The sequence below is a fragment of the Bacillus sanguinis genome, assembly GCF_018332475.1.
In the GTDB taxonomy this organism is placed as follows: Bacteria; Bacillota; Bacilli; order Bacillales; family Bacillaceae_G; genus Bacillus_A; species Bacillus_A sanguinis.
The window spans coordinates 19257-44708 of record NZ_BOQB01000092.1; the positions used below are offsets into that span (position 1 = coordinate 19257).

The 25452-nt window shown below is 36.2% G+C and carries 23 protein-coding genes, 1 pseudogene and 1 riboswitch; of the genes and pseudogenes, 15 read left to right on the forward strand and 9 right to left on the reverse strand.

Annotated features, from left to right (window positions below; genetic code table 11):
- Positions 1–25 precede the first annotated feature (25 nt).
- The gene (locus tag KI369_RS11980; protein WP_212956078.1) at positions 26–427 is read left to right on the forward strand and encodes a nuclear transport factor 2 family protein; all 402 of its coding nucleotides are present in this window, start codon (positions 26–28) and stop codon (positions 425–427) included.
- Positions 428–514: 87 nt separating this feature from the next.
- A complete protein-coding gene (locus tag KI369_RS11985) occupies positions 515–997 on the forward strand; it encodes a PRK06770 family protein (protein WP_212956079.1) in 483 nt (160 codons plus the stop codon).
- Positions 998–1030: 33 nt separating this feature from the next.
- On the opposite strand, the gene KI369_RS11990 is transcribed toward KI369_RS11985, so the two are convergent.
- Complete coding sequence (locus KI369_RS11990) at positions 1031–1942, reverse strand: DMT family transporter (RefSeq protein ID WP_212956080.1); 912 nt, start codon at positions 1940–1942, stop codon at positions 1031–1033.
- Between the two features lie 204 nt (positions 1943–2146).
- Between KI369_RS11990 and KI369_RS11995 the strand changes: the two genes are divergently transcribed.
- From KI369_RS11995 to KI369_RS12020, 6 genes are all read left to right on the forward strand, one after another.
- A complete protein-coding gene (locus tag KI369_RS11995; RefSeq protein WP_212956081.1) occupies positions 2147–2641 on the forward strand; it encodes an Lrp/AsnC family transcriptional regulator in 495 nt (164 codons plus the stop codon).
- Between the two features lie 128 nt (positions 2642–2769).
- Positions 2770–3225, forward strand: coding sequence for an N-acetyltransferase (locus KI369_RS12000; protein WP_212956082.1), 456 nt, complete (start codon positions 2770–2772; stop codon positions 3223–3225).
- A gap of 359 nt (positions 3226–3584) precedes the next feature.
- Positions 3585–3929 carry a DMT family transporter gene (locus tag KI369_RS12005; protein ID WP_000790630.1) on the forward strand — a complete coding sequence of 115 codons (345 nt, stop codon included), beginning with the start codon at positions 3585–3587 and terminating at the stop codon, positions 3927–3929.
- Positions 3930–3931: 2 nt separating this feature from the next.
- Positions 3932–4246, forward strand: coding sequence for a DMT family transporter (locus KI369_RS12010; protein WP_029437584.1), 315 nt, complete (start codon positions 3932–3934; stop codon positions 4244–4246).
- Between the two features lie 151 nt (positions 4247–4397).
- Positions 4398–4976: a TetR/AcrR family transcriptional regulator gene (locus KI369_RS12015; RefSeq protein WP_212956083.1), complete on the forward strand. Its 579-nt coding sequence runs from the start codon at positions 4398–4400 to the stop codon at positions 4974–4976.
- A 209-nt stretch (positions 4977–5185) separates the two neighbouring features.
- On the forward strand, positions 5186–6388 hold the full coding sequence (locus KI369_RS12020) for an MFS transporter (protein ID WP_212956084.1): 1203 nt from the start codon (positions 5186–5188) through the stop codon (positions 6386–6388).
- A gap of 123 nt (positions 6389–6511) precedes the next feature.
- Here the strand turns inward: KI369_RS12020 and KI369_RS12025 are convergent, their stop codons facing one another.
- Positions 6512–7042, reverse strand: a complete 531-nt coding sequence (locus KI369_RS12025) for a general stress protein (protein ID WP_212956085.1) — start codon at positions 7040–7042, stop codon at positions 6512–6514.
- Between the two features lie 30 nt (positions 7043–7072).
- Positions 7073–8833 (reverse strand): SgrR family transcriptional regulator, encoded by a 1761-nt coding sequence (locus KI369_RS12030; protein ID WP_212956086.1) that lies wholly within the window; start codon positions 8831–8833, stop codon positions 7073–7075.
- Positions 8834–8917: 84 nt separating this feature from the next.
- On the opposite strand from KI369_RS12030, the gene KI369_RS12035 reads away from it, so the two are divergent.
- On the forward strand, positions 8918–10174 hold the full coding sequence (locus KI369_RS12035; protein WP_212956087.1) for an MDR family MFS transporter: 1257 nt from the start codon (positions 8918–8920) through the stop codon (positions 10172–10174).
- Between the two features lie 44 nt (positions 10175–10218).
- On the opposite strand, the gene KI369_RS12040 is transcribed toward KI369_RS12035, so the two are convergent.
- The 5 genes from KI369_RS12040 to KI369_RS12060 all read right to left on the reverse strand — a co-directional run bounded on the left by KI369_RS12040 (position 10219) and on the right by KI369_RS12060 (position 16072).
- Complete coding sequence (locus tag KI369_RS12040) at positions 10219–10422, reverse strand: hypothetical protein (protein WP_001066490.1); 204 nt, start codon at positions 10420–10422, stop codon at positions 10219–10221.
- Positions 10423–10659: 237 nt separating this feature from the next.
- The gene (locus KI369_RS12045) at positions 10660–11175 is read right to left on the reverse strand and encodes a type 1 glutamine amidotransferase domain-containing protein (protein WP_212956088.1); all 516 of its coding nucleotides are present in this window, start codon (positions 11173–11175) and stop codon (positions 10660–10662) included.
- Positions 11176–11198: 23 nt separating this feature from the next.
- Positions 11199–13196, reverse strand: a complete 1998-nt coding sequence (locus KI369_RS12050) for a catalase (RefSeq protein ID WP_212956089.1) — start codon at positions 13194–13196, stop codon at positions 11199–11201.
- Between the two features lie 191 nt (positions 13197–13387).
- Positions 13388–14587 carry an ABC transporter permease gene (locus tag KI369_RS12055; protein WP_212956090.1) on the reverse strand — a complete coding sequence of 400 codons (1200 nt, stop codon included), beginning with the start codon at positions 14585–14587 and terminating at the stop codon, positions 13388–13390.
- A 60-nt stretch (positions 14588–14647) separates the two neighbouring features.
- Positions 14648–16072 (reverse strand): amino acid permease, encoded by a 1425-nt coding sequence (locus KI369_RS12060; RefSeq protein ID WP_016082719.1) that lies wholly within the window; start codon positions 16070–16072, stop codon positions 14648–14650.
- A 146-nt stretch (positions 16073–16218) separates the two neighbouring features.
- Positions 16219–16400: riboswitch (Lysine riboswitch) on the reverse strand.
- A 99-nt stretch (positions 16401–16499) separates the two neighbouring features.
- On the opposite strand from KI369_RS12060, the pseudogene KI369_RS12065 reads away from it, so the two are divergent.
- A pseudogene (locus KI369_RS12065) lies at positions 16500–16636 on the forward strand (glutamate racemase); the annotation flags it as partial.
- Between the two features lie 87 nt (positions 16637–16723).
- On the forward strand, positions 16724–17815 hold the full coding sequence (locus tag KI369_RS12070) for a DUF3626 domain-containing protein (protein WP_212956091.1): 1092 nt from the start codon (positions 16724–16726) through the stop codon (positions 17813–17815).
- A gap of 74 nt (positions 17816–17889) precedes the next feature.
- Here the strand turns inward: KI369_RS12070 and gapN are convergent, their stop codons facing one another.
- Positions 17890–19329 carry an NADP-dependent glyceraldehyde-3-phosphate dehydrogenase gene (gene gapN, locus KI369_RS12075; protein ID WP_212956092.1) on the reverse strand — a complete coding sequence of 480 codons (1440 nt, stop codon included), beginning with the start codon at positions 19327–19329 and terminating at the stop codon, positions 17890–17892.
- A gap of 586 nt (positions 19330–19915) precedes the next feature.
- On the opposite strand from gapN, the gene KI369_RS12080 reads away from it, so the two are divergent.
- From KI369_RS12080 to KI369_RS12095, 4 genes are all read left to right on the forward strand, one after another.
- Entirely contained in the window at positions 19916–21676 is a 1761-nt protein-coding gene (locus tag KI369_RS12080) for an ABC transporter ATP-binding protein (protein WP_212956093.1), read from the forward strand.
- Positions 21673–23673, forward strand: coding sequence for an ABC transporter ATP-binding protein (locus KI369_RS12085; RefSeq protein ID WP_212956094.1), 2001 nt, complete (start codon positions 21673–21675; stop codon positions 23671–23673). Before KI369_RS12080 ends, KI369_RS12085 begins: the two co-directional genes overlap by 4 nt.
- Before the next feature lie 272 nt (positions 23674–23945).
- The gene (locus KI369_RS12090; protein ID WP_000732846.1) at positions 23946–24743 is read left to right on the forward strand and encodes an amino acid ABC transporter substrate-binding protein; all 798 of its coding nucleotides are present in this window, start codon (positions 23946–23948) and stop codon (positions 24741–24743) included.
- Positions 24730–25428 (forward strand): amino acid ABC transporter permease, encoded by a 699-nt coding sequence (locus tag KI369_RS12095; protein WP_212956095.1) that lies wholly within the window; start codon positions 24730–24732, stop codon positions 25426–25428. The genes KI369_RS12090 and KI369_RS12095 overlap by 14 nt, the downstream gene beginning before the upstream one ends.
- Positions 25429–25452: the final 24 nt, after the last annotated feature.

The window sequence follows — 25452 nt, forward strand, 5'->3', positions numbered from 1 at the left end:
AATAAATAAAATGGGAGGAAGTAACATGCCTAAATCAAATTTAGAAATGATTCGAAGTACATATGAAGGATCCGCTTCTTCGAATGCAAAGCATTTAGCAGAAGCCCTCTCTGAAAAAGCAGAATGGACAGAGGCAGAAGGGTTCCCGTACGGTGGGACTTATATAGGTGTAGAAGCGATCATGGAAAATGTATTTAGCCGATTAGGATCAGAATGGGATGATTATAAAGCAAGTGTAAATACATATCATGAAGTAAGCGGAAAAGATGTAATTATTGCTGAAGGTGTTTATTCAGGAGTTTATAAAGAAACGGGAAAATCATTTGAAGCAGAATTTGTTCATGTATGGCAACTTGAGAACGGAAAAATTGTAAAATTCAAGCAATATGTGGATAGTTATATTGTACGAGAAGCAATGAAGGTTTAAAATGAAATAAGGAAACAAATGGAATCGACTGTGCCCAGGCGATTCCATTTGTTTATGTGATTATTAGGGGAATGGGGAGTACATAATATGAAAAAATGGATAATAGGGACAATTACAATGATTGTAATTGTGATAGGGGCTGTATTCGGTACTACTAAACTTCTTAATTATATAGAGGAAGAGGAGAAGAGTCTTAAAACACAAAAAGTAATGGGCCAACAGGAAAAGAAAGTTGAGGAAGAGAAGCCACAATTTAGTGAAGATGAAATTATTTCTACCATGCATAGGATGGTACATCAAAAAGTGAAATCCTCTGAAAAATGGGGATTTATTGAAATGACAAATAAGGAAATTGTTAGTGCCAAGAAGGCAGTAGAAAGCAGTACAAATTTTAAACATAAGTCAAAGCTACTTGCCACTTTAGAGCGCTGGGAAAAAGGGGACTTTTCACAAACGGTTGAGGAGCATAACTTTTTGTGGGAAATTCAAGGTGGTGATACTGGAAAGGCAACAGAACGATTATCGCCAGAAGAAGAAAAGCAGTATGTGAAAGAAATGAAAGGTAAATAAAAACATCGCCACTTTGGTGGCGATGTTTTTTAGTTAAGAATGTTTCCGCATTAAAGCTCTAGTTGGCTGAACAGTAACTGTTTTGAAATGAGAAAATAAATAACATCCTGTCACAACGATCATTGTCCCGAAAATTTGTATCCACGTTAGTTCTTCACCGAGGAAAAGGAATGCTAAAATAGCTGTGAAAATCGGATTGAAGTTTAGAAAAATTCCTGATGTAGTTGCTCCTAATTTTTGTACGCCAATATTCCAAAATACCATGCAAAGAACTGTGGAAATAAGCCCTGTATATAAAAGGGATGTGATGAAAGAAGTGTTTATATTTGTAACAGTGAAGCTCCCTATGTTAAATGGTAGTAATAAAATAACACCGAAAATACCAGAGTAAAGCGTCGCCATGAGCGGTGTAGTTGTTTTTGTTGCCCATTTACTACAAACAGAATAGATTCCCCAAATACAAACAGCTGCAATCATCCATAAATCTCCGCTATTAAAATGTAATGAAAATAAAAGTGAAAACTCACCTTTTAATAGGACAAGAATAACCCCAAAGAATGAAAGAATCATGGATAGAATTTGAAGTGTGTTTACTTTTTCTTTTAGAAATAATACTGAAAATAGTGCAATTGAAATCGCATTTAATGTAGAAATAAGCCCTACATTCGTTGCGGATGTTTTTTCTAGTGCTAGAAATTGAAAGATGTTAAAAAGAGCGACCCCTGAAATTCCCATTAGTATTAACGGAAGTATTGCAGCGCGAGGCGGAATGATTTTCTTTTCTTTAAACCATACCATCGGTAATAAACAAACGATCGCAATCATCCATCTTAAACTTGTAAGTGTCATCGGAGACGCGTGATCGACGAGCGATTTTCCAACAACGAAATTTCCTCCCCACAATAAGCTCGTTAGTAATAGTAAAAAGACATAAAAATAAGGCATATTAAAATCCCCTTTGTTGTAATCAATATGAATTGTAAATAATTTTAGCATTTTTCTTTGTTGTGTAATATATTCTTTTGTATAATGGATAAAAGTCGATAAAATGTTTTGTTGTGAATAATATTTAAAGAAGGATATTCAGTTTTATATAAGTTATAAGGTGTTTTTTCGAATAATCATCGGTAATAAAAAGGGGGAATTTTGATGGAGTCATCTGTTATTAAAGTATTGGATGATTTAGATATACAAATTCTAGATATATTGCAGAAGGAGTCACAAGTAAGTAATGCAGAACTAGCACGCCGCGTTAATTTATCACCAGCTGCAATGCATGCAAGAATTAAAAGGTTAGATGGAGAAGGTTTCATTGATAAGCAAGTAGCCATTTTAAATCAAGAAAAGCTTGGTTTTGATTTGTTATGTTTCATTTTTATGAGTACGAATATTCATCAATCAGATAAGCTTGAAGTGTTGGAAAAAGAATTAGAAGCGATGCCGGAAGTGTTAGAATGTCACTGTTTAACAGGAGAGTATGATTATTTATTGAAGGTTGCCAATCGTGATCGTAAAGAATTAGAGCAGTTTATTAGAAAGCTAAATAAGCTTGGTATTACACGGATACAGACGAGTTTAGCACTTCGGGAAATTAAATATTCGACGGTATTGCCGATACGAAATGAGGAACCAAGCATCGATTAGATTGCTTGGTTTTTTGTTTGTATAAAGTGATTGACGAGGAGAGAAGAGAGATGTATTATTATATAAAATTATGAATTAAAATTCACTACAGTTTATAAATATTAATATTGGGGGCAAAGGGATAGAATATGAAAATCTGTAATGCAGTTACGAGTGATGTGAAAGAAATTTATAGTCTCATTGAAGCTTATGCAAAAGAGGGCGTGGTTTTACCGCGTTCTCTTTTATCTCTCTATCAATATTTACAATGTTTATATGTTATGAAAGAAGGGGAAGAAATCGTTGGAGTTGCTGGTTTACATGTGTTAGGGGAGGATCTTGCAGAAGTTCGGTCATTAGTCGTTCCGCATACATATGCAGGGAAGGGAATCGGGCGTATGCTAGTGAACCATGTAATAAATGAGGCAGCGAAAATAAAAGTGAGTAGAGTCATTTCTTTAACATATGAAACGGAATTTTTTCAAAAGTGCGGGTTTGATTTTGTGAATAGAGAGGCGTTACCAGAGAAAGTATGGATTGATTGTAGGCATTGTCCAAAGGTGGATTATTGTGATGAGGTGGCGATGATTCGGTATGTTGGGTGAAATAAATGTAAAAAAGAGCAGCTAGCAAACGCTAACTGCTCTATTAAAGGGATCTCTCCAAGGGGGAGTGGAGAAAATATTATGTTACTAGCAGTATTGACGGATTATTAGGAAATATACAAATCGGATGAAAGAAATTTTAAATAAACTTTCGGCATTGACAGTTTTTAAAATATTCATGTACAATACACATGAATGACATTCAGTCATTTTTGAAAATAGCAGGATGTAATTTGCTTGGAAACGGAACAAATATAAATGGTAAATGAGGATGATAGTTGTTTTTATATAGTAGAGATGAAAGAATATATTTTTTTAAAACAAAAATGACTGATAGTCAGTCATAAGAGGTGAGAGGTATGAAAAATAAAGCTTGGTTATATGTCATATTAACATGTATCTTTGAAGTTTTTTGGGTGTTTGGTTTTAATACGGCCAATACGTGGTGGCATTGGATTATCATTTTAGGAGTTATCGCTGTTGATTTTCACTTCCTTTCTAAAGCGTGTGAACATCTTGCAACAGGAACCGTATATGCTGTGTTCGCCGGAGCTGGTACGGTAGGTACGTTCTTAATGGATGTATTCCTTTTCGGCGGAAGTTTCAGTGTAGGGAAATTATTCTTTATCGTGATGGTTGTAGCTGGCGTTATCGGTTTAAAGCTAGCTGATAATAAAGAAGAAACTGTGGAAGGAGCTGCTTAAAGATGGGTTGGTTTTTCGTATTTTGTGCTGCAATTAGTGAAATAGTCGGTGTGATTGGCCTTAAAATGTATAGTAAAGATAAAACGTTAGCAAATGGGGCACTTTATATAGGTGGATTTGCTACATCCTTCGCATTCTTGTATACATCTTTCTTATTCTTACAAGTAAGTGTCGCGTATGCGGTTTGGATTGGTATTGGAACAGCGGGAGCCGTTTTATTAAACATGTTCCTGTTTGGTGAGTCGAAAAGTAAAGCACGTATCATTAGTGTGGTTCTTATTGTATGCGGAGTAACAGGGTTAAAGGCTCTTTCTTAAAGATATATTGCATTTTGTCTCCTAATTGTTTGTTAGGAGATTTTTATTATTAAAAAATGATTTCCTCTTAGAGTTCACTATCATTGACAGTACAATCGATTATCTTATAAAATGAGTCACAGTCATTCAATACGTGTTTGAAAGGGTTTAGATGATGAATAAAAAAGAGAAAATTGTCTATGCAGCTATTGAAGTGTTTCAGGAAAAGGGCGTTGAAAAAACGAAGATTTCTGATATCGTGAAATTGGCTGGCATTGCACAAGGAACTTTCTATTTATATTTTCCTTCTAAGTTATCTGTTATGCCTGCAATAGCAGAAGTGATGGTTGAAAAGATGATACTTGCAGTGAAAGCAAAAGTGCAAAACGATGCGCCTTTCTCAAGTAAAGTGACGCAAGTAATAGATGCGGTGTTTCACTTTATAGCGGAATATCGTGAAATACAAGCTTTAATGTATGCGGGGCTTGCATCTACAGAACATATAAAAGAATGGGAAGCTGTGTATGAGCCTCTTTATATGTGGCTAAGTGAATTTTTAAATGAGGCGAAAGAAGCTGGTGAAATTCGTGATTCGGTTCATGCAGAGCGAACAGCAAAGTTATTTATCGCTCTTGTTGAATCGGCAGCGGAACAAGTTTATTTATATGATCATAAAGATGATGAGCAAGTCGAGCTACAAAAGGCAGAAGTACTAGATTTTTTAACACATGCACTACATATAAAGAAGTAGTAAGATGAACCTGTCTGAAAAGGTAGGTTCATTTTTGAGGAAAACTGAATGATAGTCATTCATCTAATACTTATGTATGTGTGAAAGGATAGAGTGAAATTCTAATGAGTGGGCATCTTCACTCATTATTAGCCCATAAATAGCAGGATAAAGAAAAAGCTTCTTGGGCATTATTTTTGAGAGGAATTTACGGGAAGAGGTGTTAAAAAGTGAAGAAACCGATAAAAGAACAAAAGATGGTATTGGTCATTCTTTTGAGTAATATATTTATCGCTTTTTTAGGGATTGGATTAATTATTCCGGTTATGCCGTCCTTTATGAATGACATGCATTTAACAGGTAAGACGATGGGATATCTCGTTGCAGTGTTTGCAATGGCTCAGCTTATTGCTTCACCTATTACAGGCCGGTGGGTTGACCTGTACGGCAGGAAGAAAATGATAATCATTGGATTATTTATTTTTGGTGTTTCAGAGCTTCTTTTTGGATTAGGAACAGATGTATGGATGCTTTATGTAGCAAGGGTGTTAGGCGGAATTAGTGCTGCATTTATTATGCCTGGTGTTACGGCATATGTTGCGGATATTACATCTATGCAGGAACGTCCAAAGGCGATGGGATATTTATCTGCTGCTATTAGTACCGGATTTATTATAGGGCCTGGAATTGGCGGATTTATTGCAGAATACGGTATACGTGTACCGTTTTTCGTTGCAGCAGCAATTGCTTTTATAGCATGTGTCATTTCGATCTTTATTTTGAAAGAGCCGTTGACTAAGGAAGAGCTTGCAGAGATTTCTGCTAATACGAAAGAATCAAGTTTTATTGGTGATTTAAAGAAATCATTACATCCAATGTATGCAATTGCATTTATTATCGTATTTGTACTCGCATTCGGATTATCAGCGTATGAAACTGTGTTTAGTCTGTTTTCTGATCATAAGTTTGGATTCACACCGAAAGATATCGCGGCAATTATTACAATTAGTTCAATCTTTGGGGTAGTTGTGCAAGTATTTATGTTTGGTAAATTGGTTGATATTTTCGGGGAAAAAGTGTTAATTCAAATCTGTTTAATTGTAGGTGCAGTATTAGCGTTCGTTTCAACTGTAGTCTTTAATTATTGGATTGTACTTCTCGTTACTTGCTTCATTTTCTTAGCATTTGATTTACTTCGTCCAGCTTTAACGACGTTTTTATCAAAAGCAGCCGGAAAAGAACAAGGATTCGTTGCTGGTATGAACTCGACTTATACGAGTTTAGGAAATATCGCAGGACCAGCGATGGGCGGAATATTATTTGATATGAATATTCATTATCCATATGCATTTTCAGGAGTTGTTTTAATAGTTGGTCTCGGCATTACATTTATGTGGAGAGAGAAACAGCTAGCTGAAAGTTTTGCGAAGTAATCAAACCCCTTATGACGGTAAGGGGTTTTTGTTTTATCCTGCTATTTGTGGGAGTCGGGCTGCCCGTAAAAGCCTGATTGGTACGGGTGAATACTTAGCGGGGATGAACAAAACTCTCACTAATTAAGTTTTATTTTGTGAAATACGTTGAAAATCTTTATTTATACAGGACTGCTTTATTTTTTTTGATTTGATTAAATGTTTAATATCAGAGATGTTATCGTATGAAAGCTGAGTATGATAATAGTTAATGTACTCAAGTAATGCAAAAATATAAATAAATAGAGTGAATGATAGCCCGCCTAAAGGTAAGTGGGGATACCAAATTATAAAATCAATAGTAAACGTAATAAATCCTGTGATAATGAATGCAATAGTTATCTTTTTAAGTCTTTTTAAATATTGAATCATCCTAATAGGCGTAACAGATGTTTTCTCTTTTTTTAGTCGTTTCCACTTTACGTACCAGTAAAGTGTTCCTTGTAATAAGATAAACTCTAAAAGAAGAAATGAGGCCCAAAAAGAATACAGGGAATATAAATGTAAAGTAGGATAAGCATAATTAAGTAAGTAACTTGTGAAAATAAAAGTAATGACTGAAAATAACTCACCTGTGTATAGATAGGAAAGTCTTTTTTCTAGGGTGCGTTTCATGGCTCGTCTCCTTATATAAAAACTCAAACTTTAATACGTGGATGGCTGTATCCATAACTTCGCAAAATTTGCCCAGCCGAATGAATCAATTGTTACGTTTTTTAAAGAAGAAGGGTATGTTTTTCTTTTTAAAACGTGATAGTTAAATAAAATGATGTGTTCTGCTTGTAAAAACTCTTCAATTTCATACATGAGTTCATAGCGTTTCTCTTTATTTTCTTCTAATAAAAAGGTATCAAGTAAACAGTTAATTTGATTTTCATAGTGCGGGTTCATGAAACGGCTTACGAAGCAGCTTTTATTTTTAAATACATTTAAGAATGCAAGTTCATGATCGGCAGCAAACACTTCTCCCATGAAAATAATATCGGCGTGCCTATCAATAGAATGATCCATATAATCTGAAACGAGAAATGGGTGAAGCTCTACTTGTATACCTAAACTTTCACACCGTTCTTTTAGGAAATGTGCGTCATTTTCACTATCTTTAAATGCGAAGAAGTAAATATGTATCGTTTCGCCATTATAGGTGCTCTTTTTTAAATACTCTTTCGCTTTTTCTAAAGAGTAGGATCTTTTAGAAGCTTGGCGACTTCTTTCAGGGAAAAAGCTTGATGCAGCAATTGTTCGTCTACCCTCTATGCTGCGAAGTATCGTTTCAACGTCATATAGTTCTCTCCAAGCTTTTCGAAAGTACATGTCGTGATGTGGACCAGGTTTTGTAAAGTTGAAGCTAGCATAAATACAACCAATTTCTTCTATTTGTATATCATGCCTTTCATTTTCCTCTTCATTTGGTAGTTCATAATCAGCATCGATTTGCACATGATCAGGAATACCCCAAAATTCAATACGGTCTAATAAAGCCCGCTCTTTAAAATAATGGGTGAACGCTTCGAGTACGATATTATCTTCAGAGTAATGAAAAAGTTTGAAAGGCCCAGTACCTATATAATGATGATTTTCAATACTCACATCATGTGGCAAAATTGCTAGTTGTATGGAACTTACATAGTGTAAGAAAAATAGATTTGGTTTTGCTAAATGAAATTGGATTTGCAGTGGTGATGGCGTTTCAATTTGAACAATTTCTTCTGTTAACCATTCGAAAGGAGAGTGAACTTCTTTTAGTCTTTCAAATGAAAATCGTACATCTTTAGAAGTTAAAACTGTTTCGTTATGAAAATGAATATCTTTTCGTAAATAAAAGGTCCACGTCAACCCGTCTTCACTTAATTCCCACGTATGAGCAATGTGTGGTTCCATTGTTCCAGTAACATCGTTATAAACGACTAACGTGTCAAAAATTTGACTCGTAAGATGGCTCTCCGTAGTTACAGCTACAAAAGCCGGATCTAATGGGAATATCTTTCTTGATATAGGAATCTTTAATATGTCGTACATATCATTTGAAGGTTCGTATCCAAAATGATGATGAAGTTTACTTTCAATGTTTTTATGAAGTGCAGGAGGCAGTGGTTCTTTTAAAAGAAGAAAAACATCCTTTAATTTTTCTTGCGCTAACAGTTCATCTGTATAGGACTCAATCGCTTCTACGAAATTATGTATAAATAGAATTTCTGTTTTATTCCCGCGGCCTCGCCCTGGAGTCCAGCTAATTAATTGTTCCTCACTCATTTTCTTTAATAAAATCTTTACGTTTTTCGTACTGCAATATAAGACATCCGCTAATTCTTGTAAGCTATTTCGTATGTGTTGTTGATCTTGTACATGTAGTCTTAGTCTAATGTAATAGTCCATAATTTTCATATATACACTTCCTTCTATCATAAAAGGGGAAACTCTTTAGAATATTCTAACCTTTTTCTTCCTCTTTTTCAAAGTAAAATAAGTAAGCATAAGGAGGGGGAAACAATGGGATTTTGGAGTATGCATCGAAATATAAAGATTAGAATTATAACTTCGTTTTTAACACGTACTGTGTCCACGATGATTTTTCCATTTATGGCGATTTACTTTTCAATCAAGTTAGGTAGTGCGATTGCTGGTGCGTTACTACTTATTAATGTCATAGCTTCATTAGTAATTGGTTTATATGGTGGATATGTTGGAGATCGGCTCGGTCGTAAAAAGGTGATGATTATTGGCCAAAGTACACAAGTCATTTCCATTGCTTGTATGGGAGTTGCGAATTCGGACTATGTAGATTCACCGTGGCTAACATTTGTATTTATGTTAGTGAATAGTTTAGGGTCTGGACTTATGAATCCAGCGACGGAAGCGATGTTAATTGATGTGAGTACACCTGAGAATCGAAAATTGATGTACAGCATTAACTACTGGGCGATTAATTTATCCATTGCAATTGGAGCGATATTTGGCGGATTATTATTTGAAAACTATAGATTACAATTGTTTATCGTATTAACGCTTGTTGCAATTATTACTTTATACGTGATGGCTGTATATATGGAAGAAGTGTATGTAGCGAGAAAAACAGTAGAGAAGAAAAATGTATTAAAAGATATGGCGGATAGTTATAAAGTTGTAATGAAAGATAGAGCGTTTTTAATTTTTTGTGCAGCGAGTATATGTACGTTATCGTTAGAGTTTCAAATTAATAATTATTTAGGAGTACGCTTGCAGAAGGAATTTGAAACGGTGCACTTTTTCTTCGGGAATGGTTTTACTTTTGATTTAACAGGTATTCGCATGCTGAGCTGGATTTCAGCAGAGAATACAATTTTAGTTGTTTTATGTTCGGCACTTCTTATAAAAATGCTGAAAAGCTTTAATGATTTAAAAATCCTATATGTAGGTTTATTCATTTATACAATTGGATTTACAATACTCGGAACGAGCAATAGCTTATGGATTTTATTAATTGCAGGGCTTTTCCAAACAGTAGGCGAGATGATGTATGTGCCAGTGCGTCAATCTATTATGGCAGATATGGTGCCGAATGAGGCGAGAGGTTCATATATGGCGATTAACGGAATGGTCTTTCAAGTGGCAAAAATGAACGGGGCATTAGGTGTTATGCTAGGTTCATTTATCGCATCTTGGGGCATGAGTGCTCTGTACTTTATCGTTGGTATGAGCAGTATTTTATTATTTATGAAGGCGATAGGGAAAGAGAAGTATGAGAGGCAGATTTCTCAGATTGGATAAAACTATATGAAAAGCGATGCTGAGAATCGCTTTTCATATGAATTTTAAAACGGATCAACTTCAGCTAAATTCGGAGTGGTATTCGGCTGTAGCAAAAGGTTTTTTAATGTGCCTACTTCAGAAAGAGCGACTAATATGTAGCCACTAATTAGAACAATAAGCCCGATGACGCGTAACGTTTGTAAGCTCACTTCACGATTATTTGTTTCTGTAGGATTTGGGGGCGTTGAAGGTGGAGTATTATTCATAATAGGGCTCCCATCTTTTTATTTTGTATGTGTGAAATCATTATTTAACTTATGGATAGGAATCGTATAGTCATTTTCACTATATGAGAACTGCCTATGAAAAGTGATTAGAAGTTTTGGAGAGAAAAAAGAGGGTGTATGAAAAGATCATTAAAAATAAGATTCTTTTTTGTTTTTCATACAAATAAAAAGGTTAATCAAAGTAGCTAAATAGCTACTTTGATTAATCTCTAATAACTATTTCAATATACGTAACGATTCTTCAATAAACGCCGGGATGTCTTCTGGTTGTCTACTTGTGACCAGCTGATTTTGGCATACAACTACTTCTTTATCGTGAAAGTTTCCGCCGGCGTTTTTTAAATCGACTTCAATAGATTTATATCCAGTGACATCACGTCCTTCAAGTGTTTGTGCAGTGATGAGTAGCTGAGGTCCGTGACAAATAGCGAAAACAGGTTTTTCCGCATCCATAAATGCTTTACTAAAGCGAACGAAACGCTCATCTGCACGAAGTATATCTGGAGAAAATCCGCCTGGTATGAAGAGTGCGTCAAAGTTTTCTGGAGAAACATCATCGATACCTTTATCAATTACAATTTCACTTTTTCCTTGTTTACCGTGTACCGTTTTACCTTTTTCTGCTTCAATAGTTGTTAATTCATATCCCTTTTGTTTAAAAGCTTCTGCTGGCTCTGTGTATTCTGTGTCCTCGAAATAATCCGTTATTAAAATAGCAATTTTTTTACTCATTCTAATCCGCTCCTTACATTATATTATCGATTCCAAAATCGTCCTTGGGCAATGCCTTCTATAAATGATTCAATTGAAGTGTTTGCTAAGTTGTAAATTCCTGCTCCATCTAATTTAATTTTACTATTGTCCAAAGCATGAGGATTACTAAGGACATGAGCTATCGGTTTAAAATGTTTAAAAGTAGTTTCTGCAAATTCTAAAACAGGGGGGTGAATGGCAGATTCGCTACTAAACACTAATACTGCATCAAAAAGGGAAGAGTCTGTTGTTGTATAAGTATCAGTTACTTTAATGGAATCATTGAACTGATAAATTTTATTATCTATGATGCTATAGTTAATTCGATGCTGTGCAAAAGCTTGAATCCATTCGGACAGAAGGGAGACACTTGGGTCACCATTTAATAGAATTGCAACATTTTTAGAATCAGCTTTAAAAATAGTATTGGACATACTTAGTGCAGGTGATTTTGCATCTGAATTTACTTCGTGATTTTCCTTAGGCAAGGGAGCTCCAATCATGTTAGCAACTTCTTTTGCTAATTGACGATCGACATGATTCAGTAGAGCAATTACATTTGCCTTCACCATGTCTGATTTACACTTCCCAACTTCAAAGCAAAAAGCTTCTTTTATATGCTGCTTTTCAATAGGGCTCATACTATTGTAGAAAAGTTTAGCTTGCGAATAAAAGTTAAGGAAGCTTTTACTGCGCCCCCTAATTTTATGTCCATCAATCTTTTCTTGATAATGCTCATATCCGCCCTGTTCAGCTTGCACGGTTGCTGGTTGATTGTCATTTAAGCCATTAGGATGATAGCTTGTTTGACCGCGATGAATTTGCATTTGATGCATACCATCACGTTGATTATTATGAAAAGGACATACGGGCTGATTAATAGGGATTTGATGGAAATTAGGGCCTCCTAAACGAGATAATTGTGTATCTGTATAGGAGAATAATCTTCCTTGCAGAAGAGGGTCATTTGAAAAATCAATACCTGGTACGACATGACCAGGGTGGAAAGCTACCTGCTCCGTTTCCGCAAAGAAGTTATCAACATTTTTGTTCAATGTCATTTTCCCAACTAGTTTTACAGGAACTTCTTCTTCCGGCCATAATTTCGTTGGATCTAAAATATCAAAATCAAATGCATGCTCATCTTCTTCTGGAATTAGCTGTAATCCGAGCTCCCATTCCGGATAATCCCCTTTTTCAATTGCTTCATATAAATCTTGACGATGGAAATCAGGATTTTTCCCAGCAATCTTTTGAGCCTCATCCCACACTAATGAATGAACTCCAAGAGCAGGTTTCCAGTGAAACTTTACGAAATGGGCTTTTCCTTCTGCGTTAATGAGTCGAAATGTGTGAACTCCAAAACCTTCCATCATTCGTAAACTACGCGGAATAGCACGGTCGCTCATTTGCCACATGACCATATGCGTGGACTCGGGATTATGCGCAACAAAATCCCAAAATGTATCATGAGCGCTAGCTCCTTGAGGGATATCAGTATGTGGTTCTGGTTTAACCGCATGGACAAAATCAGGAAATTTAATAGCATCTTGGATAAAGAATACTGGCATATTATTACCTACTAAATCGTAGTTCCCTTCATCTGTATAAAATTTTGTAGCGAATCCACGCACATCTCTTACTGTGTCGTTGGATCCTTTAGAACCTTGGACGGTTGAGAAACGTACAAATACAGGTGTTTTCTTTGAAGGATTGGTAAGAAAATCTGCTTTCGTATATGCTTCTAACGATTCATAAAGCTGAAAATAACCATGAGCGCCAACTCCGCGTGCATGAACAATCCTTTCGGGAATTCGCTCGTGATCAAAATGGGTCATTTTCTCGCGAAAGTGGAAATCCTCCATTAAGGTTGGGCCTCTTAAGCCCATCTTTAAAGAAAATTCATCTTCGGCTATTTTTACTCCTTGGTTTGTTGTTAAAGCATGTTTGCGTTGATTATCCGTAACGTGGTGTTCCAATTGCTCCATTTTTTTATTCACAATATAGGCCCCTCCTTTACGCTGTTAATTAATAGATACCCTTTTTATTAGGGCGTAAACATGTATTATCGTTTTTGTATGTAAAAATCATAAAATATCGGTTGTTTCAGTAATTTTTGTTTGAGGAAGGAAAATAAAAAAGCCAAGGAGATACTTTATTTTCTCCTTGGCTTTTAAGATAATTCTTTTCGTTAAAACGAAGAAACACGTTGCTTCGTTTTTGGTACAATAATAAATTTGATCCAGAGTAACCCGACAATCATAATGAAAAGGCTATGTAAAAATTGACCTGTAGCAATGAGTATAACAATTGAAAATATAATGAGCTGAATGCTTAGCAATATAAAGATTAAGTGAAGAAATTGCTTCATTCTTTTTTCAGTATCAATCGGATATAATGCTACAATAATATTTCCCGAAAAATATTTCCATAGGGAACGGAGCTGCATAGAAATCATATATAGGACGATATATGCGATAGCGCCTTTTACGTATATGTTTGGTATAAAATATAAGGAGAAGGCACCGATTAAGCCTAAGCGAATATATATACCGAAATAATCATTCCCGCGTAAAAATGCGAGTGTATGTAAATAGAAGAAAGTTGCTCGTTTTTTATGCAATAAAGGTTCAATCCAATTGGTAAGCCATTTTCTTTTATTTACTTGCTTATTCAGTTGCGGAACATCGGTGAAAATGCTAGCAAATTGATAAAAACGAACGTTCATTTTTTCTTCTTGTTCGATTATGTAATCCCACGGTATTCGTTTTGTAGGCTGTCTTTTTGTGTATAGAAGCAGGAAAGCAAGTAGCAAGAGTAATCCGCCTAATATGAGAACATGTGCCGCATAAAACAGCATGTAAATGATTAGGGCGTTACAAGTAATACGAATAATGAACCATATGCTTTTTTCATGACTATCACGCCACATCCAATGTATGTACATGTTCCAAGCTTTCATAATCATTAAAAAGATAAAGATTGTACATAAGAAAGGTATCGTTACTTGTAATGATTGCAGTGCAAGCGGAACGAGAATCAGGAACGTAAATAATAATGGAAAAAGCTGAATGATGTAATTATATAGAAGAGATTTTTTGAAATAAGAAGTTAATTTCTCTTCTAATGCAAGCAAATAGACAGCATCGGGTTTCTGAATAAATGTACGGATAGGGCATCTCGTTACAATGAATGTAAGTACAATCGTGATGAGTAGTAAAGATACTCCTTTAGAAGGAGATGCTTTTAAAAACTGAGCATAATAGTATGCGCCAACGCATGAAATAAAGATAAAGCTATATAGTAAACCGTTAATCATACGTGCAAAGTATGTAATGATATTTTGCATATGTTGTTGGAAGCGGCTGCTCCATAGTGATTCGATTGACATGTTTTTCACCTCTTTGTTCTATTATATATGTTTTAGAAAAGAAAAAACGAGCAAATTGCGTTATGCAACTTGCTCGTTTTTCTTTTCGTTATTTTTTTTCTGATCTCGATTCATTAATGGATAGAAGGCAAAGCCGATTACGAATAACCCAATTCCGAGAAGGAATGTTTTTATATCGGAAGCACCCGTTTTAATAACCCATAGTGCGTAGCAAAGTGCAATCACGGCGACTATACCATCTGTAATTCTTGCCCGCATTTCATTTTTATATGTTTCACCAGTTGCGACTAGTTTTAACTGGAAGATTGGTGAAACGAGATATGGAATGAGGTAGGCCAATGTTGATACGGTAATAACGAATGTATAAGCTTCCGCAATAGTTCCTGATAATGTTGAGAATAAGAAAACTTGCGACATAATATTTGTTAATCGTAATGAATAAATTGGACTTCCTTTTTTGTTCGTTTTCGTGAAGAAGGAAGGGAAGAAACCTTCTTTTGCTGCTTGATACGGTACTTCTGAGCTTAATAAAATCCAGCCTAAGATGGAACCGAATAGGGAAGTAAGAGCAAGTAATGCCATCAGTTTCCCGCCGCCATGACCCATTGCAGCGTTTAGTGCGTCTGCTAATGGACGTTCAGAAGCTTGTAATTTATCAACGTGAAGGACACCCATTGTTAAAATTGTAATTCCTAAGTAAATCGCAACTGTAATAAGTAATCCCGCAACTGTTGCACGTTTTACCGTTTTTGGAGAAACAGCACGGTTTGATAAAAGAACTGCTGATTCAATTCCGATAAATGCCCAAAGCGTTGTAAGAGCGGCTAAGTTTACTTGTGAAAGTAGGCCGTGTGATACACCTGATTTATCGATCATTGGTGTGTACCATTGTCCAAACTTAGAAGCTTCGAATGCAAATAACGTAACGACGATGAATAAAAGGAATCCAGTTACTTTCGTTGTTGTTGCTAAGAAATTTAGCTTTCCAGCTCCGCTTACACCGTTTGTTAATATAATATGAGTTCCCCAAAGTAAGATGGAACAAATCGTAAATGTAATTAGTTTTCCGACTTCTATGTTAAAAGAACCGATTGAAAATAGCAGTCGTGTATCTTTCATAATTGGGAAGAAGAGCGATAAATATCCCGCGAAAGATGTAATGATGGCAACGTTACTTGCCCAGTTTGCAACCCAATATCCCCATACCATACTGAAACCAGCCATTTTTTTCTTTTTTGGTGTTGAGAATAAAGCATATGCATGACTTTGTGGTCCTGTCGTTAAATCAGGACGACGAATTGCTAAATTACCGAAAACAAGAGCTAGCATTAAAACACCAAACCCTGTTGTTAACCAAGCTAAAGTGACACCGAGAGGGCTTGCTGTTTGTGCCAACGTACTTGGCACCATGAAAATCCCAGCGCCAACCATGTTACCGACAACGAAAGCTGTTAGTACCCAAAAGCCCCATTTTTTTTGTTGCATAGAAAATACCTCCAAAGTTAGTATAACCAAGTCAAGCGAGGAGATATGTATGTCTTCTTAGTAGAGAAGAGAAGTCCCAAACAAAACAAAAAAAGCACGTAATCTGCCGCTACATGCTTTCTATCTTATAAGAAACCCACGACATACCTCTCGATAGCTCTCCACAAACGAAACGTTTGTGACAGTTCTGCACTTATTAAATGCAGACCCAGCAAGTGTGCATGGTGGACACGACTTACTTCGGCAATCATTCCTTTCTCATTTCTTCATCAATGCCACTACATCTCCTGAAATGATACTCTTAATGACTGCAACCTCTACCTCACCGAGATACGAATGAGGATTTAAATATTAAATTAACGTCTTTAAGAGTAACAAATGTATTTTTATACGTCAATGGATATATTAATAATCAGATTATAGAGAAGAGTTTGTGATTAAAAAGGATTTAGGAGAGGCTGTGACGATTATTAGTTGTGCAGAAGAAACAGCGATAGAGTTAAGCACAATTTTACAGCACAAAGAATTTTGTCTGAAAATCTTAATCCGAGGCATCGATTTTTTTAAAACAGGCTTCATTTCATAAGAAGGAAAGAATAAGCTTTTCATTGAAATGATTAAGGTCATTTCAATGAAAGGAGAGGTTTGATTATGGAATTATCAAGATCTCAATTATTTGCTTTAGAGTATATTTCAAAATATGCAGAGAACGAAAAACGTGGGGCTAAAGCAACAATTAATCATATCCTTAAAATGTCAAATATTACAGATGAAATATTTGAAGAGGCTGTCGCTAATTTAAAATCTCATGCAAGGATTGCTTTACACTTTCACCCAGACAGATTAGATTCGAATATGAAAAATATTGCTGAAGCATTGTTTGAGCAAGGAATATATAAAAGTCAGTTTGAAACATTGTTATCTAACGGAAGCGTATCTGCCTACCCCGGCGGTGAACGTGACCTTTGGGAAAAGAGAATATTTGGAGGCGCATATCAATTGGAAGGCGTAACGAATAATCAACGGCCTAAATATGGGGCACTAAATGTAATGTTACATCCAGATGGGCCTGCCCCGCGCTTTGGATCATGTTATTTTCTCTTATCTCCAAAAGTCTCTTATCGCTCTACATATACGTATTTAGATTCGCATCAAGATCCAAAAGAAAAGGGTACTTATGAAGAGTTCGATATGATTTTAGCTGCTCTTTTGGAAGAGACATTCGTAAGAGATTTTGCAATTGGTGAAGGGGATTTAACTCCAACAAGACTCATTCATCATTTACTGGCTAATCTGGAAAGGCCGTTTATAGATTTCGTAAACAAAGAGTCAGCTCGCAATCTTAACCATTATATTGAAGCACAGATTCATGGAGAGATTTCTCTTAAAGAAGACGTGGAAGTGCTTGTTGTAGATCCTTCATTTAAAGGGACGAATGTAGGTAGAACTTTAGAAGAGATTTGTCTGAAGTATTCTATTGATTTGTATTGGCACAGGGGGTTTGTACTGATGGTAGATGAAGTTCCAATGGATTTTAGAGGTTCAAAAATGCCATCTTTGGCAAGACGTATTGCACGAAATAATTGTATCGATGCAAATATAATTGGCTCTGCTGTAGTGGATTTGAAACGCAATCCATTATCTTGGAGTGATCGTGGAACTTATGAGGAAGTGCTTCAGGAATTAAAATTATTGTGGCATGTTTTAGTTCGATTTGGAAAACCAAATCGGAATTTGAAATAAATACGCTATTATTTTTGGGAGCATGTATATAAAAAGAAGCTGATCCAAAATTAGATCAGCTTCTACATATAAGATTAAACTAAGTTTAATACAGTTACTTTTTCACGTGTCATAGACTCAAGGCTCTTACGAATACCTTGTGCGCCCATACCTGAACCTTTTACACCGATGAATGGGAAGTGGTCAGGGCCGCGCTCTGTGCGTCCGTTAATTTGAACAGAACCAGTTTCGATTTTGTTAGCAATTGCAAATGCTTTGTTAATGTCTTTTGTGAAGACACTTGCTTGCAGACCGAACTCTGATTTGTTAGCAATTTCAATTGCTTGCTCATCTGAAGAAACACGGATGATTGGAAGGATTGGCCCGAATGGCTCTTCCCAAGCAACTTTCATTTCTTCTGTTACGTGGTCGATTAATGTTGGATAAATTAAGTTACGCTCACGTTTGTTACCGATAACGATTGTAGCACCTTTTTCTACAGCGTCGTCAACTAAACCTTGAACGAAGTCAGCAGACTTGTCGTCGATTAATGGAACGATTGTGCTATCTTGTTCTGGAGATCCAACTGATAGTTCAGCTACTTGCTCTTGTAATAAGCCAACAAGCTCGTCTGCTACGTTTTCGTGTACAAGTACACGTTTAATAGCTGTACAACGTTGACCAGAGTAAGAGAATGCACCGCTTACGATATGGTTTGCAGCATCTTGTAAGTCAGCATCTTCACGAACGATACCAGGGTCTTTACCACCAAGTTCTAATACAAGTGGAATCATTGAAGCTTTTTTCGCTAAATGTTTACCTGTGTTTGTACCACCTGTGAACGATACCATATTGATGCCTTCGTGCTCTACTAAGTAGTCACCAATGACAGAACCACGTCCTGTCGCTACGTTTACAAGTCCTTTTGGAAGGCCAGCTTTATGAAGTGCTTCAACCATTTTAATACCACTAATTGCACCTTGAGTTGCTGGTTTGAAAATAACAGCGTTACCCATAATTAATGCTGGTGCAAGTTTTGCAGCAGATAAGTTTACTGGGTAGTTAAATGGTGCGATTGCTAATACAACACCAAGTGGTGCGCGTTGGATGATCGCAAGTTTAGATTTTGTTCCGCCAGGGAAGCTATCGCCCATCATGCTTTCTCCGTGCATATGTAAAGCTTCTTCGATAGTATAACGAATGAAGTCAGCTGTACGAACAACTTCTTTCTTCGCATCTTTATATCCTTTACCGACTTCTTTCATAATGATATCGGCAATTTCATCTTGCATATTTACGAGCTCATCAGCCCATTTATATAAATATTTTGCGCGATCTTGTAGAGAAGCCTCCGCCCATGATTTTTGAGCTTCTTTTGCAGATGCAATTGCTTCATCTACTTCTCCGCGAGTAATTGCTTGTACTTGTCCAATTACTTCGTGTAAATATGGAGATGGAATTTCGATTGTTTCTCCTGAAGAGCTTTCTCTCCATTCTCCATTTAAATAAAATTTGTACGTATTGCTAGTTGTCATGATTAGTCCTCCTAAAATAGCAACTTGTAAGAGTGAGTATAAGGTGATTGTAGGGGGTTTGATAACATTTTTCAAATGAAATGTTTGTGAAAACGATTTCTTATTCTTTTTTTATTTTGTATGCCCTTTCTTACAGAACATTCTCTTATTTCGAAATGATGTAGCGCATATTTTCATTCGGTGTGTAAAAAAACAATTGACAGAATACTCAATAAAGTTGTAAGATTATAAATGGAAAATAAATGAAGGGGGTGTGCGTAATGATTGTAATCGTAAATGTAATGGGCTTAGCTCTGTTAAATGGCAAAAAACATTCATATCATTACGCAACCCGTACGGATATATAGGGCATCTTTGTCTTATAAAAAGCGTACGTTGCGTATATCGTAACGTACGCTTTTTATGCATTTCTGTGCATATCGTCAAGCGGCGGTATGCTTTTTTTTGTTTTCCACGCTACTATATAAAACTTTGGAAGGTGGAAAAATGTGATGAGATTGTATGGATTACGAAATGTAAATGTGATGGGTCTGGATAGCGGATAAAGAAATGGGCATGAAACGAGAACCAGAAGGGAGAGGTTACATTGTTATCAGTATTACTAAAGTTAAAATGGTTTTTTAAAGAGCATTGGAAGAGATATAGTATCGCCATCGGAGCTCTTTTGATTGTAAATATAGTTGAAGTCATTCCCCCGAAAGTGTTAGGGGTTACGATTGATAATATAAAAACAGGAACGTTATCGAATGAAGCAATTATGCAGTCTATTCTTATTTTAGTAGGGGTTACGATCGTTGGATATGGTCTTACTTTCGTTTGGCAACATCAGCTGTTTGGTGGTGCATTTGTACTGGAGAAGACGATGCGCTCTAAATTTATGGGGCATTTACTTAAAATGACACCGACGTTTTATCAAAAAAATCGTACTGGTGATTTAATGGCGAGAGCGACAAATGATTTAAAAGCAATCGCTATGACAGCTGGTTTCGGTATATTAACGCTCGTGGATTCGAGTTTATATATGCTTACGATTGTTTTTATGATGGGATTTACAATTAGTTGGGAGCTTACATTTGCGGCACTTATACCGCTTCCGATTATGGCGTATGCGATGAATATATATGGAAAGAAATTGCATGAGAGATTTACAGTTGCGCAAGATGCGTTCGGTGATATGAACGATAAAGTACTAGAATCGATCGCTGGCGTGCGCGTTATTCGTGCGTATGTACAAGAGAACGCAGACCAAGAAAGATTTCATCATTTAGGAGATGACGTCTACGAAAAAAATATGAAGGTAGCAAGAATCGATGCATTATTCCAGCCAACTGTGAAAATGCTTGTCGGCCTTAGTTATTTAATTGGTTTAGTGTATGGCGCGTACCTTGTATTTCAATCAAAGGTAACACTTGGTGAACTCGTTTCATTTAACGTGTATTTAGGGATGATGATTTGGCCGATGTTTGCAATTGGCGAATTAATCAATGTTATGCAAAGAGGAAATGCTTCACTCGACCGTGTGAATGAAACGTTAGCGTATGAACCAGATGTAAAGGATCCGAAACATCCAAAGCTTGTACAAGAGCCGGATTATATTCAGTTTGATGATGTTACCTTTTCATACCCTTTATCAACTGAAACAAATTTAAAGAAGGTTTCGTTTACATTAAAACAAGGGGAGACGCTTGGGGTTGTTGGGAAAACAGGAAGCGGAAAGACGACGCTTGTCCGGCAGCTTCTTCGTCAATATCCGCTTGGAGATGGGGATATTGCAGTCTCTGATGTGACGTTAAATAACATAACGAACGAAAATGTACTCGGGTGGATTGGGTATGTACCTCAGGAACATATTTTATTTTCAAAAACAGCGAGGGAAAATATTTTATTCGGGAATAGGGAAGCGACGGAAGAAGAACTCGAGAAAGCGATTGAGATTGCGGCGTTTACAAAGGATTTAGAGTTTTTACCAGAAGGGTTAGAAACGCTCGTCGGAGAGAAAGGTGTTTCTTTATCAGGAGGGCAAAAACAAAGGATCTCGATTGCGCGAGCTGTTATTCAAAATCCAGAAATTTTAATTTTGGACGATTCTTTATCAGCTGTTGATGCTCGTACGGAAGCAGCGATTATTGAAAATATAAGAACAGAAAGAAGCGGAAAGACGACGATTATTACGACGCATCGTTTATCAGCCGTACAACATGCGGATTGGATTCTCGTTATGGATGAGGGGCAAGTAATGGAAGAAGGTACGCATGATCAGCTTATTAAAAGCGGAGGCTGGTATGCTGAGCAGTTCGAAAGACAACAAGGGGAAAGTGAAAGTGCGGATAGTGGGGTGAAAATATGAGCGTTTCAAAACGATTGTTTCAATACGCGATGAAAGTGAAGGGGACAATTTTCGCAGCGATGCTAATGTTATTTATTTTCGTTATCGCAGAGCTTGCTGGTCCTTTCGTCGCGAAAACGATGATTGACGATCATATCGTTGGAATAGAGAAACCTTGGTATGAAACAGAAAAGAGTGAAGAGGCTGTTTCGTATAATGGCACCTTTTATAAGCGAAGCGATCGCTTTGAACAAGGTGAGAAAAAAGGAAAAGAAGTACGCGTGATGCAAGTTGGTTTTCAATATTACTTTGTGCCGAATAAAGTGAATGCTGAAGGGTCACGTACTGTAAAAGGTGATATGATTACCGTTCAAAATGGTAAGGCGGTGCAAGTGTATAAAGCGAAAGCATTAACGAAAGAAGAAGTGTTTGCGTTTTATAAACCAGAAATAAACCGACTATTATTACTTGGTGGTGGCTATTTCGCTTTATTAGTAGTCGTTTCATTATTTGCATACGGAAAGCAATTTTTCTTACAGAAGGCAGCGAACAAAATTATTCAAATTATGAGGGAAGATGTGTTTTCTCATATTCAAACGTTGCCGATTCGGTATTTCGATCATTTACCAGCAGGGAAAATTGTATCGCGTGTAACGAATGATACGGAAGCCATTCGGGATTTATATGTAACGGTGCTTGCGACATTCGTCTCTAGTATCATTTATATTATCGGGATATTTGCGGCACTATTTTTACTCGATGTAAAATTGGCGACGTTATGTTTACTTATCATCCCGATTTTAATTGTTTGGGCAATTCTTTATAGAAAGTATGCGTCTGTATACAATCATAAAATGCGTTCACGTTTATCTGATATTAACGGAACAGTGAATGAATCCATTCAAGGGATGCCAATTATTCAAGCGTTTCGTCAAGAGCGTGAAACGAAGAAAGAGTTTGAAGAATTAAATGGCGATTATTTTAAGTATCAAAATAAAATTTTAAATTTAAATGCAGCAACTTCGCATAATTTAGTAGCCGTATTAAGAAATATTGCTTTCACAGGTGTGATTTGGTATTTCGGTGGTGCTTCATTAAGTGCTTCAGGCGTCATTTCACTAGGGATACTGTATGCGTTCGTTGATTATTTAACACGATTGTTCTCACCAATTACAAATATGGTAAATCAGCTTGCTAACTTAGAGCAGTCGCGCGTTGCATCAGAACGTGTTTTTGAATTGCTAGAGGAAAAAGGGGAAGCAGTAGAAGAGGAACGTATGCCTCGCTTACAAGGAAATGTGAAATTTGATAATGTGTCATTTTCTTATAATGGAAAAGATGAAGTGTTAAAAAATATTTCTTTTGAAGCGAAACAAGGCGAGACAGTAGCACTTGTCGGCCATACTGGATCAGGAAAAAGTTCCATTATGAATGTACTCTTTCAGTTTTATGAGTTTGAAAAAGGAAAGCTTACGATTGACGGTCACGATGTAAAAGAGATGCCGAAACAAGCAACTCGTGAGCATATGGGAATCGTACTGCAAGATCCGTTTTTATTTAGCGGAACAGTGGCATCTAATGTAAGTTTAGAAAATGAAACTATTTCAAAAGAGCGCATCATAAAAGCATTGCGAGATGTTGGTGCTGAAAGATTTGCGAACAATATAAATGAAGAAATTACGGAGAAAGGAAGTACACTTTCAACCGGAGAACGTCAGCTTATATCATTTGCTAGGGCACTCGCTTTTGACCCAGCCATTTTAATTTTAGATGAAGCAACATCTAGTATCGATACAGAGACGGAAGCGATGATTCAGCAAGCGCTAGAAGTTGTAAAAAAAGGAAGAACGACATTTATTATTGCTCACCGTCTTTCAACAATTAAAAGCGCAGATCAAATTATTGTGCTTGATAGAGGAACGATTTTAGAAAAAGGCTCTCATGATGAATTAATGAAAAAGCGCGGGCGTTATTACGATATGTACAAAACGCAAATGGAAGGTAATCAGAGCGCTTAATAGGTAGGGGAGAGAACTTGTGATTTTCGCAAGTTCTTTTTTTAGTGAATCAGGGCAGTTAAATAAGAAGTATTGTTTTACCTTTCCTACAATAAATGCTATATTAAAAAATGTTACTTATTTTTTGTATGTAGCGTTATTTTCCCCTTTTGTTTGATTATGAAGAAAAAGGATAAACTAAATAAGAACATTTTCATTGAAAAATTGTTCAAGATTGCATACAATCAATATAGTTTTTAAATTCCTATCAGAATACTTGGAGGATTACCATTATGAAAAAATTATTTTCAGTACTTGCAGTAACTACATTAGCGATCGGGATTGTAGCGGGCTGCGGTAAAGAAGAGAAAAAAGATACAGCTAGTCAAGATGCGTTACAAAAGATAAAACAAAGTGGTGAACTTGTAATTGGAACAGAAGGTACATATCCACCGTTCACATTCCACGATTCAAGCAATAAATTAACTGGATTTGACGTTGAATTAGCAGAAGAAGTTGCAAAACGTTTAGGTGTAAAACCTGTATTTAAAGAAACACAATGGGATAGCTTACTTGCTGGTCTAGATGCAAAACGTTTCGATATGGTTGCGAATGAAGTTGGTATTCGTGAAGATCGTCAAAAGAAATATGATTTCTCTAAACCGTATGTTTCATCTTCAGCGGCATTAGTTATTGCAAAAGATAAAGATAAACCTGCTACATTTGCTGATGTAAAAGGATTAAAAGGAGCACAATCTTTAACAAGTAACTATGCAGATATCGCTAAGAAAAATGGTGCGGAAATTGTTGGTGTAGAAGGATTTAGCCAAGCAGCAGAATTATTAGCTTCAGGACGCGTTGATTTTACAATTAATGATAAATTATCAGTGTTAAACTATTTAGAAACGAAAAAAGATGCAAAAATTAAAATTGTAGATACAGAAAAAGAAGCTTCAGAAAGTGGATTTTTATTCCGTAAAGGTAGCACTAAGCTTGTACAAGAAGTAGATAAAGCGTTAGAAGATATGAAAAAAGATGGTACGTATGACAAAATAACGAAAAAATGGTTCGGTGAAAATGTATCTAAGTAGTGCGTTGGTTTCAGATCGATTGTCTACTTGGATGGATATTATGCAGTCTTCCTTCATGCCTATGCTGAAGGAAGCTGTTTTTACGACAATTCCATTAACGCTTATTACATTTATTATCGGTCTTATACTTGCGACGTTAACGGCGCTTGCACGTATTTCAGGTAGTCGTATTTTACAATGGATTGCTCGTATCTATGTATCTATCATTCGCGGAACGCCACTTCTTGTACAGTTATTTATTATTTTCTATGGTCTTCCAACTCTTAATATTGAAGTTGAGCCATATACAGCAGCAATTATTGGATTCTCATTAAATGTCGGTGCATATGCATCTGAAATTATTCGTGCTTCTATCCTTTCAATTCCGAAAGGGCAGTGGGAAGCAGCTTACACAATTGGGATGACGTATCCACAAGCGCTAAAACGTGTTATTTTACCGCAAGCGACGCGCGTATCTATCCCGCCGCTTTCGAATACATTTATTAGTTTAGTGAAAGATACTTCGTTAGCATCGTTAATTTTAGTAACAGAAATGTTCCGAAAAGCGCAGGAAATTGCGGCAATGAACTACGAGTTTTTAATTGTTTATTTCGAAGCAGGTCTTATTTATTGGGTAATTTGCTTCTTATTATCTATTGTGCAACAAATATTAGAAAAACGTTCAGAACGTTACACTCTAAAATAACCCTTTCATAAAAGGAGTTTTTGT

What these genes read in the sequence shown, in the direction of transcription:
- KI369_RS12045 (WP_212956088.1), bottom strand. Translation starts at nt 11,175, where the DNA reads ATGAGTAAAAAAATTGCTATTTTAATAACGGATTATTTCGAGGACACA.
- KI369_RS11985 (WP_212956079.1), top strand. Translation starts at nt 515, where the DNA reads ATGAAAAAATGGATAATAGGGACAATTACAATGATTGTAATTGTGATA.
- KI369_RS12000 (WP_212956082.1), top strand. Translation starts at nt 2,770, where the DNA reads ATGAAAATCTGTAATGCAGTTACGAGTGATGTGAAAGAAATTTATAGT.
- KI369_RS12040 (WP_001066490.1), bottom strand. Translation starts at nt 10,422, where the DNA reads ATGAATAATACTCCACCTTCAACGCCCCCAAATCCTACAGAAACAAAT.
- KI369_RS12035 (WP_212956087.1), top strand. Translation starts at nt 8,918, where the DNA reads ATGGGATTTTGGAGTATGCATCGAAATATAAAGATTAGAATTATAACT.
- KI369_RS12095 (WP_212956095.1), top strand. Translation starts at nt 24,730, where the DNA reads ATGTATCTAAGTAGTGCGTTGGTTTCAGATCGATTGTCTACTTGGATG.
- KI369_RS12090 (WP_000732846.1), top strand. Translation starts at nt 23,946, where the DNA reads ATGAAAAAATTATTTTCAGTACTTGCAGTAACTACATTAGCGATCGGG.
- KI369_RS12085 (WP_212956094.1), top strand. Translation starts at nt 21,673, where the DNA reads ATGAGCGTTTCAAAACGATTGTTTCAATACGCGATGAAAGTGAAGGGG.
- KI369_RS12025 (WP_212956085.1), bottom strand. Translation starts at nt 7,042, where the DNA reads ATGAAACGCACCCTAGAAAAAAGACTTTCCTATCTATACACAGGTGAG.
- KI369_RS11990 (WP_212956080.1), bottom strand. Translation starts at nt 1,942, where the DNA reads ATGCCTTATTTTTATGTCTTTTTACTATTACTAACGAGCTTATTGTGG.
- KI369_RS12060 (WP_016082719.1), bottom strand. Translation starts at nt 16,072, where the DNA reads ATGCAACAAAAAAAATGGGGCTTTTGGGTACTAACAGCTTTCGTTGTC.
- KI369_RS11995 (WP_212956081.1), top strand. Translation starts at nt 2,147, where the DNA reads ATGGAGTCATCTGTTATTAAAGTATTGGATGATTTAGATATACAAATT.
- KI369_RS12005 (WP_000790630.1), top strand. Translation starts at nt 3,585, where the DNA reads ATGAAAAATAAAGCTTGGTTATATGTCATATTAACATGTATCTTTGAA.
- KI369_RS11980 (WP_212956078.1), top strand. Translation starts at nt 26, where the DNA reads ATGCCTAAATCAAATTTAGAAATGATTCGAAGTACATATGAAGGATCC.
- KI369_RS12015 (WP_212956083.1), top strand. Translation starts at nt 4,398, where the DNA reads ATGATGAATAAAAAAGAGAAAATTGTCTATGCAGCTATTGAAGTGTTT.
- KI369_RS12030 (WP_212956086.1), bottom strand. Translation starts at nt 8,833, where the DNA reads ATGATAGAAGGAAGTGTATATATGAAAATTATGGACTATTACATTAGA.
- gapN (WP_212956092.1), bottom strand. Translation starts at nt 19,329, where the DNA reads ATGACAACTAGCAATACGTACAAATTTTATTTAAATGGAGAATGGAGA.
- KI369_RS12070 (WP_212956091.1), top strand. Translation starts at nt 16,724, where the DNA reads ATGGAATTATCAAGATCTCAATTATTTGCTTTAGAGTATATTTCAAAA.
- KI369_RS12010 (WP_029437584.1), top strand. Translation starts at nt 3,932, where the DNA reads ATGGGTTGGTTTTTCGTATTTTGTGCTGCAATTAGTGAAATAGTCGGT.
- KI369_RS12055 (WP_212956090.1), bottom strand. Translation starts at nt 14,587, where the DNA reads ATGTCAATCGAATCACTATGGAGCAGCCGCTTCCAACAACATATGCAA.